This window comes from Granulicella arctica (assembly GCF_025685605.1).
In the GTDB taxonomy this organism is placed as follows: domain Bacteria; phylum Acidobacteriota; class Terriglobia; order Terriglobales; family Acidobacteriaceae; genus Edaphobacter; species Edaphobacter arcticus.
This window is the reverse complement of sequence record NZ_JAGTUT010000001.1, coordinates 3,947,456-3,961,920: the sequence shown is the minus strand read 5'-3', so window position 1 is coordinate 3,961,920 and position 14,465 is coordinate 3,947,456. Positions and strand designations below refer to the sequence as shown.

Genomic DNA, 14,465 nt, shown 5'->3' with positions numbered 1-14,465 from the left:
AGGCAGCACGATGACCCAGGCTTCTGTTTGGTTGACGCGAACGCTCGTAGCAAGTGGCATGACTCTGCAGGCGCTCGCCACGGGCGCGGTGCTGGCACAGGGCGTCGTGCCCCAGCCCGCACCGGCTTCGACCCAGCCGCCAGTTGCCATTCAGGTCGATCTCGCAAAGACGGTCGGACCGTATAAGCCGATCTACAGCTGGTTTGGCTATGACGAAGGCAACTACACAACGATGCGTCACGGTACGGAGCTACTGAAGGAGTTGCATGACCTGAGCCCGGTTCCTGTCTACATTCGTGTGCATCACCTGCTCACTTCGGGCGATGGCAAAGCTGAGCTCAAGTTCAGCTCCACCAACGTCTACACCGAAGATGTGAACGGGACGCCGGTCTATGACTTCAAAATTCTTGACGGCATCTTCGATGCCTATAAAGCTGCCGGTGTGCGCCCCATGGTCGAGCTTGGCTTCATGCCAAAGGACCTCGCCGCCGATCTTCCCGATCGTCACGAGCCCTACCAGGTTCACTATCCCAAGAACGCCATCTCCGGCAAGTCCAACAACCCGCCAAAGGACTACGCGAAGTGGGGCGAACTCGCCCGCGTCGTAACCGCCCACCTCGTCGAACGTTACGGCAAGGATCAGGTCCTGCAGTGGTACTTCGAAGTCTGGAACGAACCCGACATCGACTACTGGCACACCACACCTGAAGCTTATTGGAAGCTCTACGACTACGCGGTTGCCGGTGTCCGTGCGGCGCTCCCCGGAGCAAAAGTAGGCGGGCCCGCCACGACAAGCCCAGGCAACGAGAAGGCTCGCACCTTCCTGCATAACTTCCTCGAGCACGTAAACTCCGGTAAGAGCGCAGCGAACGGTAAGTCAATCCCCATGGACTTCATCTCCTTCCACGCCAAAGGCTTTCCCACCATCGCCGACGGCAAGGTCACCATGGGCATCAAGCGTGAGCTTACCGACGCCGACAAGGGCTTCGAGCTCATCGCCACCTTCCCCAAATTCAAGAGCCTGCCCATCATCATCAGCGAGGCCGATCCGGAAGGCTGCGCCGCCTGCTCCTCGAAGGTCAACCCCGCGAATAACTACCGCAATGGCACTCTCTATCCCGCTTATACCGCGGCAGCCTTCAAGGGCCTCTTCGAGCTGCAGGATCGCCATGCCGTCAACCTTATCTCCATGCTGAGCTGGTCTTTCGAGTTTGAAGATAAAGACTACTTTGAAGGTTTCCGATCCCTCGCCACGAACGGCGTCGACAAACCCGTCCTCAACGTCTTCCGCATGTTCGCACTCATGTCCGGCAATCGCGTCAGCACCACCAGCACCGGCAAGGTCCCGCTCGACACGCTCCTTAGCACCGGTGTTCGGCAGGCCTCCGATGTAGACGCCTTCGCCACCAAGGCTGAGCGCGAGGCAGCCGTGCTCGTCTGGAACTATCACGACGTGGATGGGCCAGCGGAAGCTGTGCCCACGACCATCACCATCGGCGGCATCCCTTCGGGCGTCCATCGCGTTCTACTGGAGCACTATCGTCTCGACGATACGCACAGCAATTCCTACACGATTTGGAAGGCCATGGGTTCTCCGCAAAAACCAACGACACAGCAGTATGCAGACCTCCAATCGGCGGGGCACCTGCAACTCCTCACGTCTCCAGATTGGCTGGACGTCGTCAATGGCCAGGTCAAAGTCACGACCGACATGCCGCGACAGGGCACTTCGCTCCTGCACTTGAAGTGGTAAGCGAGATTGTGGTGAGAGGCTAATGCCCCTGTTCAGGCAAGGACGATCCGCAGAACGATACGACGGCGAGCGCATGGGCTGGTACGCCGTCGCGCTCGTCACCGCCGCCATCACCATCAGCTACTTCGACCGGCAAACCTTGCCCGTCGCCATCTCCTCCATCCAGCGCAACATCCCCATTTCGAACCAGCAGTTCTCCTACCTTCAGACCTCGTTCCTCCTGGCCTATGCAGCGCTCTACGCCATCGGTGGGCGCCTGCTCGATCGCCTCGGCACACGCAGAGGCTTCATGCTCATCATGCTTTGGTGGTCGGTCGCCTGTGCGCTGCATGGCTTCGCCTCCGGCTTCATGCTCCTGCTCATCGCCCGCTTCCTGCTCGGCATGGGCGAGGGCGGTGCCTTCCCTGCCGCCATCCGCGTCGTCGCCGAGTGGATACCACCCGAGCAGCGCTCCACCGCCGTAGGCTTTATCAACGCCGGTACCGCACTCGGCTCCGTCCTCGCTCCACCGCTCATTGGCTTCATCCTGCTCCACAGTGGGTGGCGCGCCGTCTTCGTCTCCGCAGGTGCGGCAGGCCTGGCCTGGGTCGCCTGGTGGTTGCTGACCTATCGCAGCAACTCGCTCACCCTTTCTTCAAACACCCTCGACGCCCGACTCCTCGCTCAACAGCTTACCTTCCGCGAGATCATCAGCATCCACAGCGTGCAGGCGCTTGTCTTTGCGAAGTTTATGAGTGACTCTGCGTGGTATTTCCTTCTCTTCTGGCTGCCCAAATACCTGTACGACGCGCGCGGCTTCGACATCAAGCACGTCAGCTACTACGCCTGGATTCCGTACGCCGCCTCAGGAGTCGGCAGCCTCCTTGGTGGTCTCTTTTCGAGCCGACTCCTCCGCAGGGGCTACTCGCTCGACAAGGCTCGCAAGATTGCCCTCGGCCTCAGCGCTGTTTTTATGCCCGTTGTTATGCTCGTATCGCTCGTACCGGTGCAGTGGGCGATTCTTCTCTTTAGCGTCGCCTTCTTCTGCCAGCAGTCGTGGTCCGGTCTCATCATGACCGTCCCCGCAGACATCTTCCCACTTTCCGCTGTCGGCACCGTCTCCGGACTGGTCGGCTTCGGTGGAGCCATCGGGGGAGCCATCTTCGGCATCGTCGCCGGCTACCTGCTCGGCCACGGCTTCGGCTACGGAACGCTCTTCGTCCTGGTCGGCACCTTTCACCTCATCGGTTTTCTCGCCATCCTGCTCTTCGCTGGCAAAATTCAACCCCTTCGACCCCATGACCTCATGGAGATAGAGAGCACCGCATGAAGATCACCGAAGTGCGCACGCGCGTCGTCCAGTGGGAGGGTAAAACCACCCCGCTGCCGCCCCACTTCTGCACTAACCCTATGGATCTCGTCACCTTCGGCGATGCGTCAATGGGCAACTTCGCCTTCCACGGCTGGGTCGTCGTCGAGATCTTCACCGACACAGGCCTCGTCGGCATCGGCAACGCGGCACTCTCGCCGCTCGTCACCAAGCTCCTGATCGATACTTATCTCAAGCCCGCGCTGATCGGCGCAGACCCTTGGGACACCGAATATCTCTGGCAGCAGATGTACCGCCGCACCATGGCCTTCGGGCGCAAGGGCGTCGCGATGACCGCCATCTCCGCCGTCGACATCGCCCTCTGGGACATCCTCGGCAAAGACGCCAAACAGCCTGTCTATCGCCTGCTCGGCGGCCGCACCAAGGAGCGCATCCCCGTCTACGCCAGCCGCCTCTACGCCATGCCGCTCGACGAACTCCGCGTCGAAGCGCAGAACTACAAGAGCGCCGGCTACACCGCCATGAAGCTCCGCTTTGGCTGGGGACCCATCGATGGCGCAGCCGGGATGCAGAAGAACATCGAACTCGTCCGAACCGTGCGGGAGGTTATCGGCGACGGGGTGGACCTCATGGTCGACGCCTACATGGGCTGGACGCTCGACTACGCCAAACGCATGCTCCCGCTCCTTGAACCCTTCCACCTGCGCTGGCTCGAAGAACCCGTCATCCCGGACGACACGCGCGGCTACCAGGAATTGAAGCGCTATGGCCGCATCCCGATCGCGGGCGGTGAGCACGAGTTCACCACCTTTGGTTTTCGCGCCCTGCTCGAGGCCAACGCGCTTGACTACATCCAGTTCGACACCAACCGCGTAGGCGGCATCAGCCAGGCCCGCAAGATCACTGCGCTCGCTGAATCCTTCCAGGTCCCCGTCGTTCCGCACGCAGGCCAGATGCACAACTATCATGTCGTGATGGCCAGCCTCAACTCCCCGATCGCCGAGTTCTTCCCGCAGGTCGACGTCGAGGTCGGCAACGAGCTCTTCTGGTACATCTTCAACGGCGAACCAGTCCCAACCGATGGCTACATCGATCTGGACGATACCGTTCCCGGACTAGGCCTAACCATCAACGAAGAATCTCTCAAGCAATTCAAAGTGACCGGCTAAAGCTCTTACATACGCGAAGCAATTACAAGTCACGAAGTGACCGCCTCCCCCGCAGGGAGCCCGTCCGGCAGAACAACTCTTGAGGAACCAATGCCCGCACATCTAGTTCAGATCACCGACGGCACCACCCGCCGCGTAGCCCTCGTCGCAGAGCCAAAGCTCCTCTGCCTCATCGGCGTCACCTCCATCTACGAGCTCGCGCAGCACTGCCTGCGAGCCTCACTCACCCTCTCGACCTTCGCCGAATCCCTGGCCACCGGCGAAGCGCTCTCCTACGACGAAGTCTACGAAGGCCGCTCCCCCTGGCGGCTTCTCTCGCCCATCGACGTTCCCGGCGCACCTTCGCGCATCCTCGTCGCCGGCACTGGCCTCACCCATCTCGGCAGCGCCCGCGAACGACAGGCCATGCACCTCGCCGATCAATCTGAGAAGACAGACACCCCCATCACCGACAGCATGCGAATGTTCCAGTGGGGCCTCGACGCTGGCCGTCCAGCTCCCAACGAAGCAGGCATCGCACCGGAGTGGTTCTACAAGGGCGACGCCTCTGTTCTCCGCGCACCCTTCGAGGCCCTCGAAATCCCCTTCCACGCCGAAGATGGCGGCGAAGAGGCCGAGCTCGCCGGCGTCTACCTCATCGCCGATGACGGCAAACCCTATCGAATCGGCATCACCACGGGCAACGAGTTCTCCGACCATAAATTCGAGCAGCGCAACTACCTCAACCTCGCCGGATCGAAGCTCCGCGCCTGTAGCCTTGGTCCCGAACTCGTCATCGGAGCCGACTTCAACGATATCCATGGCGAGGTAAAAATAGAACGCGACGGCAACACACTCTGGCAGAAGAAGATCGCGACTGGCGAAGCCAACATGTGCCACAGCCTCGCCAACCTAGAGCACCATCACTTCAAGTTCTCAGGCCATCGCCAGCCCGGCAACGTCCACGTCCATTTCTTTGGAGCCGACGCACTCTCCTTCGGCTCAGGCATCGTCCTCCGGGAGGGCGACATTGCCGAGGTCCGCTTCGAAGGCTTCGGCCGCGCACTCCGCAACCCCATCCACGAAGAAGCAAGGTCAACCGCTACCGTGCAGGTTCGTTCCCTCGCCTAGCATAGCCGCAAAAGGAGTACACCATGGCAACCAAATCAGTAGCATTGCTCGGCCTCGGCACCATGGGCTCCGGCATGGCCGCAAACCTGCTCAAGGCAGGCTTTCCCCTCACCATCTATAACCGCACCAAATCCAAAGCCGAACCCTTCGCCGCCCAGGGCGCAACGGTCGCGGACACTCCCGCGCAAGCCGCCGCAGAAGCCGAGATCATCATCGCCATGCTTGCCGACGATGCTGCTTCCCGCGATGCCTGGCTCGGCGAAAATGGCGCACTCGCCGCCGCGCAACCCGGCGCAATCCTCATCGACGCCAGCACAGTAAGCCCCGCCTGGATCGCCGAACTCGATCAAGCCGCCACCACGCGCGGCCTCTCGCTCCTCGACGCACCCGTCACCGGCAGCCGCCCCCAGGCCGAGGCTGCTCAACTCACCTTCCTCGTAGGCGGGTCCGCTGAAGCGCTAGCCAAAGCCACGCCGGTCCTCCAATCCATGAGCAAGGAGATCATCCATCTCGGTCCCTCAGGCTCCGGCGTAAAGATCAAACTCGTCAACAACTTCCTCTGCGGCGTGCAGGTCGCCTCGCTTGCCGAAGGTCTTGCGTGGCTGGAGCGCAGCGGTCTCGACGTCGAGAAAGCTCTCACCATCTTGAAGGCTGGAGCACCCGGCAGTCCCCTCCTCGGCGGCATCTCCGCCCGCATGACCAGCCGCGACTACACCGTCAACTTCGTCATGAAGCTGATGGCCAAAGATCTTCAATACGCTCACGACGCAGCCGCAGCCCTCGGCGTCGACCTCACCACAGCAACCAACGCCCACACGCTCTTTGAAGCAGCAATGGCCAATGGCTACGCCGACAAAGATATGTCCTCCGTAGTCGAGCCTCTCCGCAACAAGAATTAAGACGAACACCGCCGAAAGAGCTCTCCATGAAATCTGTTCTCGTCGTATTTGCTCTCCTCGCATCCTCCGCAACCCTCGCTGCACAAGCCACTCCGGCCTACCTCGATCCCTCCAAACCGATCGAACAGCGCATCTCCGACCTCATCGGCCGCATGACGATCGAGGAGAAAGCCTCGCAGCTCAATCACCTCAATACCGGCATCCCGCGCCTCAACGTGCCTATGTGGGGTGGCTGGAACCAGACCCTCCACGGCGTCTGGTCTAAGCAGCCCACCACGCTCTTCCCTGCCGCCATCGCGATGGGCGCGACCTGGGATCCTGACCTTGTCCATACCATCACTGGCGCCATGTCCGATGAGGCGCGCGCGCTCTACAACGCCAGGGCGGATGGCCCGCGTTCGAAACACGGGCTCGTCTACCGCTCGCCCGTCATCAACATTAGCCGCGACCCGCGCTGGGGCCGCATCCAGGAGGTCTTCAGCGAAGATCCCTTCCTCACCGGACGCATGGCTGTCGCCTACGTCAAGGGCCTGCAGGGTGACGACATCAACCACCTCAAGGTCGCCGCCACCGTCAAGCACTTCGCTGTCAACAATGTCGAAACAGGCCGCCAGCACCTCTCCGCCGAGGTCGACGAGCGCAACCTCATGGAGTACTGGCTGCCCCACTGGAAGGCTGCTATCACCGAGGCTCACGCGCAGTCAGTCATGTCCTCTTACAACGCCATCAACGGAACGCCCGACGCGATCAACCACCTCCTGCTCACCGACACCCTCCGCAAGCAGTGGGGCTTCGACGGCTTCGTCACCGACGACCTAGGCGCAGTCGCCCTCCTCAGCGGCAGCCGCACCGGGTCGAACGAGACCGGCCAGCGCGCCACCGAAGATCCCGTCGAAGCCACCGCACTCGCCATCAAGGCTGGCAACGACTCCGACGACACCGAGTTCCAGACCAACATCCCTCTCGCCGTCCAGCGCGGCCTGCTCTCCACCGCTGATGTGGACGAGGCGCTCACCCGCGTCCTCCGCGTGGGCTTCCGCCTCGGGGCCTTCGATCCCGCTGCCAATAGCCCCTACAACAAGATCTCGATGGACGTCGTCCGCTCCCCCGAGCACCTCGCCCTTGCCCTCAAAACCGCCGAAGAGTCAATCACTCTCCTCAGCAACCGCTCCAGCTTCCTACCTCTCAAACGCGATGCCATCCACTCCATCGCCGTCATCGGTCCCGCAGGCGACACCGACTACGAGACCGGCAACTACTACGGCACCCCCGCCCGCAAGGTAGGCCCGCTCGCCGGACTCCGCGATCTCCTCGGCTCCGCCGTCAAGGTTGACTACGAAAAAGGAGCAGGCTTCACCGAAGCCCTCGACCCCGCCGCCATAGCCCGCGCAGCCGACCTCGCCCGCAAGTCCGACGTAGCCATCCTCTTCCTCGGCACCAACCTGCACGTCGAAGCCGAAGGGCGCGACCGCCGCGACCTCAACCTCCCCGGCGCGCAGGAGCAGCTCCTCGAAGCCGTCTACGCCGCCAACCCGAAGACAGTTCTCGTGCTGATGAATGCCGGCCCCCTCGCCGTCACCTGGGCCCAGGATCACCTGCCCGCTATCCTCGACGCCTGGTACCCCGGTGAGGCTGGAGGCACCGCCGTCGCCCGCGCCCTCTTCGGCGACGACAATCCCGGCGGCCATCTCCCCTATACCGTTTACGCCAGCCTCGACGGTGTTCCCCCACAAAATGAGTACGATGTCTCCAAGGGCTACACCTACCTCTACTTCAAAGGTGTGCCGCTCTACCCCTTTGGTCACGGCCTCAGCTACACTCACTTCGACTACAGCGACCTCAAACTCTCCACCGCTACCACAACGCCAACAGGAGAGGTCCAGGTCTCCTTCGACCTCAAAAACGTCGGCGAGCGAGCCGGTGCGGACGTAGCCCAGTTCTACACCCATCAGCAGCGAAGCGCGGTCGTCCAACCCATCAAGAGCCTTCGAGCCTTTCAACGCGTCACGTTACAGCCCGGGGAGATGAAGCATATAGAGTTCAAGCTGCCCATCTCGCAACTCGCCTACTTTGACGTTCACTCAAGAAGCTTACTCGTCGAACCCGGCAGCTTCGATCTCCTTATAGGTGCCTCCTCAGACGACATCCGCCTGCGCGCCCACCTACAGGTTGCAAAGAAGTAGCTCGCTGGGGAGAGGCTGCCGCAGTCAGGGATTAGGCCGAAGCCAAGCAAGAGACTACTCACAGCTTCGATACGGTGAGGTCGAGGTCTCCACCGTTTACCCTGACCATCTTTGTAAGCTCCCAGTCCGATTGTGGTGTCTGCAGAAAGGGGTAATAAACGAAGTTACCGTTCTTTGTGAGGTGGTAGGCCTCGGAGTCATTCTTGCCCTCCCACACCAGCGAATCGCCACTGAAAGCTGAGTAGTAAAAGATGCCGTTTGGTGAGGACGCAACCACTGCCGTTGCATTTGGTGCAATCGTCTGCCATCCGGCAAGCACCCAAACACCCGCCCAGTCTTTGTACATAACGGCGACATGTACGCTTGATGGGGTCTTGTTTGTCATGCGCAGAATCTCAACACCTTCAAACCTCTTGAGCTCTCCCTGCGTCGTCGAAAGCTTGCCGCTAAGCTCGCCATTCTGAGATTGAGCCGAAGACAGCTCCTGCGAAGCCTGGCGCGAAGCTTCGCTGTTTGTGCGCGAGGCCGCTGCAGAGGCGCTGCTTTCTCCGATGGAATCGCCGATCAAAAGGGCGATGATCGAACAGATAATCACGACCAGAACAGAAACCCAGATAGTTCGCGACGAGCTCCGAACGACCTCTGACGACTCAGGACGCGAAGGTAGCGGTGGTGGTGCCACAGCTACCTTCGGTATAACGATTGGCGGACCATCAAGGTCCGTCTCCGGTGCTTGCGAAGATGTTCGACCGGACTCGATGCCCACGAACAGGTTATGCAGTTGCAGCGTCTTCAACGCATCTTCGGCATCTGCCGGCGACGCCACACTGAGATAGAGGCTGGCATCGGCACTGAAGACCTCTCCATGAACCTGGTCCTGTATCTCAGAGAGACGGAGCTTCGCGGCGTCGCGGTCCGCGGTTGCGGGCGTCCATTCGTAGAGTGTTACACCCGAGTCGTTGGCTGTGTCGTGAGCCACGTAGACGCCGTTTACCATGGCGCGGATGATTTCGAAGCGATAGATGCGTGCCTGCATAATTCGTCCTTTCGATATCTAAGCTTGAGCGGAGCACCCCGCTACCGGCGGCCCGTGGCGATCACCAGAACTAAAACCCCCGCGAGGATGACGACACCAATCAACACCAGCCCTACTGGAAACCCTCCAGAGCGCTGGAGGCCGCCGCCGCTCGCGGCGTTCTCCCGGCTTAGCTGCCTTACGAACTCCGAAACCGTTCCAACCTCTGCGTAGCGATTGTGCAGATCTGAAAACTGCGCGAGAGCATCGCCATGACCAGGGCGGTCGTACTCCATCAAGGCTCGGTTATAGTCGCGGCTGAAGGTGCTCTGCTCCGGCTTGATGTTGAGCGAGTCAAGAAACTGGCGAGCCACATCGATCGAGATCGCGAAGTTGATACCTTGAGTGTCTTTTTCTTTGAAGGTCGCCAGACCGACCACTTCGCCTAAGTCGTTCATTGCCGGGCCGCCGCTGTTGCCATGGTTTACGGAGGCATCGGTCTGAATGACCTGCCAGCCGTCGGCCATCTCCTTGGTGCCACTTACGAGTCCTCGAGTCAGCGAAGGCTGGAGCCGGCTGCGGAATGTATAGGACGTATTCAATGCCACATCGCCGGGGTAACCATCGACAAGCAGGTCTGATCCAGTTTGGATACCCTCACCACCAGCTGGTGCGAGTGGCAGAGTCGGCAGGTCAGACCCCTCGATCTTTAGGACCGCGACGTCCCTGCCCGGGGTCGGCTCACCTACCTTAAGTATCTCGCAGCGAACAGGCTCATTCGGCGCGGAGCTGTTCCCCGGCTCGGATGGCATGAGAATACCTACCTTCTCCTTGTTCTCAAGATCCATGTTCCTGACGTAGAACTCAGCGAGCGCCTTAATCAGGTGCTCCAGCCGCTCGTCGTCGATCTGTCCGCCGGTTACTTCGCTGAAGGACTTCTGGACAGATTCTGTATCGCCTTTCACCAGTGCCAGTAACGACTCCTGGACCGCTGTCTTAAGGTCGTCCGAATCCGGCTTTACAACGTGTGCATTGGTAAGCACGTGGCCATTGGGAGTCACAATGAAGCCACTGCCTAGGGAGGCGACCTCTTTATTAAACTCAACCTTTTCACCTTCACGAAAATAGCTTCCCGGATCGCTCAACAAAATATCAAAGACCTTCACGGCAAGATCATGCTGGTTATCGAAGAACCCTCTCTGATGTTCGAGCTCCAGTTTGAGGCGGTCCACATTCAACTCCGCACGCGGCACCGTGCCATGCGTATCGAAGACAGCGATGACCTCCACAGTTGCCGGCTTGGCGCGGTTCGCAATCTGCTGTGGAGACAAATGCTCACTTGACTCCTCGAACCGCCTCGCACAAGAACTCAGGCAAAGCGCCGTTGTGAGGACACACCATGCATACGGAATTTTCACCATGCCCTCCGTTCCTTTGAACCTTAGCGCGAGGAAACTTTGCGTCTTGCAGTGAGCTAGGCTGCTAGTCGAATTCTCGAATCTCGGCCCGAGCGATGACTGCATTGCGTGCATCAAGCAGACCGCGGGCACGAACGCTCGCAACAGTCCCGCGAGAGTGCTCGCCTGCTCGCCCGCCAACGCCCAGGCTGATATGAAAGACCTTGTCCACCGGCTCACCGATCTCGGGACGAAATATCCTGACGACTGCCAAGCTTGCCAGCGAGTCGATTGCGCGTTGAAGCTGCCCATCACTGCGCTCAGCATCAAGGTCGTGATCGCTCTTCGAGACGAGCACCTTAACAATTTCAACCGCAAGCCTGATTGTCTCGGCGTTCACGTCGAGGAGGGCACGCTCGCTTTGTGCCTCGTTGAGCCAGGCCGCGATGCGAGCCGGCTGCCAAACCTCCGTCGTCAGTTGGCTCACCGAAAGGCCGGTCCTTGAGGCGCAAGTCTGCAAACCTGCATCAAATCTGTTGAGCCAATCGAAACCTTTGCCTCTCAAAGTCTCCAGCGGACTCAGTTCGACCGGCGCAGCAGGAGTGAGCGGGTCTGGAACAGGATCATGCTCTTCAACGACGTTAGAGGCAATTGGCAGGGACGGCAGCTTTGCAACATTCCGGCGAAGGCCTTTCAACCTTCCTTTGAGCGACTCGGCCTCATCCAGAATTAGAGTCGCCGACTTCTGCATCTCCGAAACAACCATGTATGCCAATACCAGCGTCACGAACGCGAGTAGCGGCGGGACCAATAACAATAGGTTGGCCGTCATGATCTCCTTAAAATTCATCTGCCTCTCCCAGCCGCGTAAACGTTACGATCTCAGCTTCAGGTCCGATGGCCATTACGCTGAGCGTAAAATTCCTGAGCACAAGCCGTAGCGTCCAGCCTTCCGAGTCAGCACCCGGCTCCGGTCGATCGGGAACCCAGGTTCCCAGTTTGCTGAGCAGGGCGCTTCCGCCATTGCGGAGTTCGTCGTCATCGATACCCAGGTTTTCCCAGATCACCACCCTCTCAAAACCAAACCAGCCATTTGGCACTTCGCCCGTCAGACCCTCGTTCGGAATCCCTGCATCGACGGGAAGCACAATAGAAAACTTAGACGTCGTCGCGTCGTACATGCCGATGCTTGATGTTGTCCGTCTGGCTGCATCTGGCAGCACAAGCCGGACCGCGGCCCCGCGGCCCATGGAGCGCGAAAGGCAAGCGCCGGTGACAACGCACTCCTTGGGATCGTCGGCACGAACAACCTTGCTGTCGCGAAACTCCAGAGCGATCGTCTCCAACACCACAGGAAGATAGGCGGTCTTGCCGGAGACCTGGATGACGTCCAGATGTCCGGCGCGTATCGAAGCCGCGTGAAGCAGCTTTGCGGCATCCTTTACTCTGCGTCGCACATCGTCGAGAAACAGTGTTTCCAGATCAGTGTCGCCAGCTGCATTAAGGTCGGAGAACCCTCGGTCAAAATCCTTCGCAACAAGACCGCCCGGGGCCATCATGCGCATGATCAGTCGTGCGGGTTCTTCTCGCTTGCCTTCATCGCTCAAACTCACTTTAAATGTGTCCGCTGCTTGTCGCAGCTTGTAGCCGTTCAGCAGTACATCTTCGGTCGACGCACCCTGGGTTCCCTCTCGCACGAGCACAGCGCACGGCTCGCTCTGCGAAATCAAACGGTTTAGTCGTGTCTCCAATTCACTCACCAGCGACTTCGTAAGATCTTCTCCGCCGAAGCGGATGCCGCGGCTGTAGCGGATTTGCGGCCGTATCTCCAGTCTGCCTCCGGGAAGCGGAACGTACTCAACGCGCACTGCAGCAATGTCTGTAGTTCCCCCGCCAAGGTCGAAGGAGGCGACAGTGTAAGCCGCGAGCTCGCCGTTGCGAGCCTGTTTTGCCATGAACGGAACGAGGGCGGCGATTGGCTCCTGTAGAAAGCGAACCTCCCGCGCCCCGGCGCCAAAGCCCCACATAAGGGCGCGGTGCAGGTTGCGGTATTGCCTGAGGGAGCAGACGGCCGGGTGGGTCAGGATAAAGTCTCCAAACACAGTCGTCTTGTTCAACTCAACCATCCGGCGCACCTCGCGAAGATAGTCAGAGGCGGCTTGGGTCGCCGTGCGCGTGGTCCAATCAGTGGACTTTGATGGACGCACCGGAAGGCGCTGCCGCTCATCGCCAAGGCGCTGCTTTAAGCCATCGATTGCGCTCGCAGCAACCTGTTCATCCTTGCTGACCAGCTCCTGCACGCGGGTCCCGATCTCCACCTCGGGCTCTGCACCTGCGAGGTCCAGATAACGCACAATCGTAGGCGATGCAACGCTGGAGCCGTCAAGCTTCAATCGTTCCGATTCACGACCCGTCTCAATAACGGCACAGCACGTATTACTCGATCCGAAATCGATTGCTAAGATGCCGTCGTACTGCGGAAGCGCGCGCACGAAGACGCTTACAGGTTTGTCCAGCGCAGGTCCGTTGGCCTGGGCACGCAGTCTGAACTGCAAGGGAGAATTCGACCTTACCGGAGCCTCACTGAGATTGACCTCAAAGACGACGGTGCCGCTCTCTCCGCCACGCAGCGTAAGCGGCATACGGCTCACCAGACGGATAGAAATGTTGAGTTGCTCTAACGGTTCGAGAATGACGCTCTTGATCTGAACACGCCCGTTTCTGGCACCCCCGTCCCGTCCACCCGGGCTGCGGTTCGCCAGCACAAACTCCAGACGCTGTGCCGTGCTCTGGTAGACCTCGGCAGGTGAATGGTGCTCGCCGTCCCAGCAAATCTCCGGAGGATTGCGCACAGCCACCTTGACCGATACCTCTACTTCAGCAACGCCGTGTGGACCGTCGAACTCTACAAGCAGCGACGCCGACGGTTGATGTTGGAAGCGATCGACAAGGGCCCGAAGTGTGATCGCAACTCCATCGCCCTCTGAGGCCATGAACGTATCGTCAAGACGGCTCAGCACCTCCAGACCGGAAGAGCCACCGGAACGAACACCACGTACGCGCAGAAATCCTGCCGTGGGTGCCAGCTTTACGGGAATCGCCGGCATCTCCCCGTCAGGCACCCTCCACACTTCGAGTTCGGCTGGAACACAGACAATCGATGGCCTCTCCTCCATCGCGATGACGAGCATCATCGCCGCACCTGCGTTGGTATGTACCGCAACAGGTCCGGTGTTCGATTGTCGAAGAGAGATCGTGTTCGCCTTTGCGCCGAACTTCGATACCTCACCCGGCGCAAGCACTTTAGGACCGTCGCCAAGCACAATCCAGCTGGGCGTCTCCCATCGGTCGATGCGAAGCTCTGCGCAGCTGCGGTTATGTATCAGGATGCTTACCGGCGGGGCAACATTCCCGATCTGCATGACCGGCGGTACGACCGTCAGCGCCAACTGGGCGCAGGGCGAACCACAGTTTCCACACCATGCGTCGTCCCCGCGGCACTTCCATGCAGAACACTCGCTGCACAGCCGCTCTAAATCTGATGCCGGTTGCCCCCGAGAATGGCCGTTGCCTCCTGCTATGCCCGAGGCACCGGAGAATGCCGTCCTGGCAGTAAAAGCTATCTCTGAA

The 14,465-nt window shown here is 60.1% G+C and carries 10 protein-coding genes; 6 read left to right on the top strand and 4 right to left on the bottom strand.

Annotated elements, in window-relative coordinates:
- Positions 1 to 10: 10 nt before the first annotated feature.
- The 6 genes from OHL20_RS16890 to OHL20_RS16865 all read left to right on the top strand — a co-directional run bounded on the left by OHL20_RS16890 (position 11) and on the right by OHL20_RS16865 (position 8,423).
- Positions 11 to 1,753 (top strand): GH39 family glycosyl hydrolase, encoded by a 1,743-nt coding sequence (locus OHL20_RS16890; RefSeq protein WP_263384349.1) that lies wholly within the window; start codon positions 11 to 13, stop codon positions 1,751 to 1,753.
- A gap of 22 nt (positions 1,754 to 1,775) precedes the next feature.
- The gene (locus tag OHL20_RS16885; protein WP_263384348.1) at positions 1,776 to 3,062 is read left to right on the top strand and encodes an MFS transporter; all 1,287 of its coding nucleotides are present in this window, start codon (positions 1,776 to 1,778) and stop codon (positions 3,060 to 3,062) included.
- A complete protein-coding gene (locus OHL20_RS16880; protein WP_263384347.1) occupies positions 3,059 to 4,231 on the top strand; it encodes an L-rhamnonate dehydratase in 1,173 nt (390 codons plus the stop codon). Before OHL20_RS16885 ends, OHL20_RS16880 begins: the two co-directional genes overlap by 4 nt.
- 90 nt (positions 4,232 to 4,321) lie before the next feature.
- Entirely contained in the window at positions 4,322 to 5,341 is a 1,020-nt protein-coding gene (araD1, locus tag OHL20_RS16875) for an AraD1 family protein (RefSeq protein WP_263384346.1), read from the top strand.
- Positions 5,342 to 5,364: 23 nt separating this feature from the next.
- Entirely contained in the window at positions 5,365 to 6,240 is an 876-nt protein-coding gene (locus OHL20_RS16870) for an NAD(P)-dependent oxidoreductase (protein WP_263384345.1), read from the top strand.
- Positions 6,241 to 6,266: 26 nt separating this feature from the next.
- Positions 6,267 to 8,423 (top strand): glycoside hydrolase family 3 C-terminal domain-containing protein, encoded by a 2,157-nt coding sequence (locus OHL20_RS16865; protein ID WP_263384344.1) that lies wholly within the window; start codon positions 6,267 to 6,269, stop codon positions 8,421 to 8,423.
- A gap of 58 nt (positions 8,424 to 8,481) precedes the next feature.
- Here OHL20_RS16865 and OHL20_RS16860 read toward each other — a convergent pair whose 3' ends face one another.
- The 4 genes from OHL20_RS16860 to OHL20_RS16845 form a co-directional block, all read right to left on the bottom strand.
- On the bottom strand, positions 8,482 to 9,459 hold the full coding sequence (locus OHL20_RS16860; protein ID WP_263384343.1) for a DUF1036 domain-containing protein: 978 nt from the start codon (positions 9,457 to 9,459) through the stop codon (positions 8,482 to 8,484).
- A gap of 41 nt (positions 9,460 to 9,500) precedes the next feature.
- Entirely contained in the window at positions 9,501 to 10,769 is a 1,269-nt protein-coding gene (locus tag OHL20_RS16855) for a S1C family serine protease (protein WP_263384342.1), read from the bottom strand.
- A gap of 151 nt (positions 10,770 to 10,920) precedes the next feature.
- Entirely contained in the window at positions 10,921 to 11,685 is a 765-nt protein-coding gene (locus tag OHL20_RS16850) for a hypothetical protein (protein WP_263384341.1), read from the bottom strand.
- Complete coding sequence (locus OHL20_RS16845) at positions 11,675 to 14,284, bottom strand: Hsp70 family protein (protein ID WP_263384340.1); 2,610 nt, start codon at positions 14,282 to 14,284, stop codon at positions 11,675 to 11,677. Before OHL20_RS16845 ends, OHL20_RS16850 begins: the two co-directional genes overlap by 11 nt.
- Positions 14,285 to 14,465: the final 181 nt, after the last annotated feature.

Excerpts from the sequence above, each read along its gene's own strand:
- OHL20_RS16870 (WP_263384345.1), top strand. The coding sequence starts at position 5,365 with ATGGCAACCAAATCAGTAGCATTGCTCGGCCTCGGCACCATGGGCTCC.
- OHL20_RS16850 (WP_263384341.1), bottom strand. The coding sequence starts at position 11,685 with ATGAATTTTAAGGAGATCATGACGGCCAACCTATTGTTATTGGTCCCG.
- OHL20_RS16890 (WP_263384349.1), top strand. The coding sequence starts at position 11 with ATGACCCAGGCTTCTGTTTGGTTGACGCGAACGCTCGTAGCAAGTGGC.
- araD1 (WP_263384346.1), top strand. The coding sequence starts at position 4,322 with ATGCCCGCACATCTAGTTCAGATCACCGACGGCACCACCCGCCGCGTA.
- OHL20_RS16880 (WP_263384347.1), top strand. The coding sequence starts at position 3,059 with ATGAAGATCACCGAAGTGCGCACGCGCGTCGTCCAGTGGGAGGGTAAA.
- OHL20_RS16885 (WP_263384348.1), top strand. The coding sequence starts at position 1,776 with ATGCCCCTGTTCAGGCAAGGACGATCCGCAGAACGATACGACGGCGAG.
- OHL20_RS16865 (WP_263384344.1), top strand. The coding sequence starts at position 6,267 with ATGAAATCTGTTCTCGTCGTATTTGCTCTCCTCGCATCCTCCGCAACC.
- OHL20_RS16860 (WP_263384343.1), bottom strand. The coding sequence starts at position 9,459 with ATGCAGGCACGCATCTATCGCTTCGAAATCATCCGCGCCATGGTAAAC.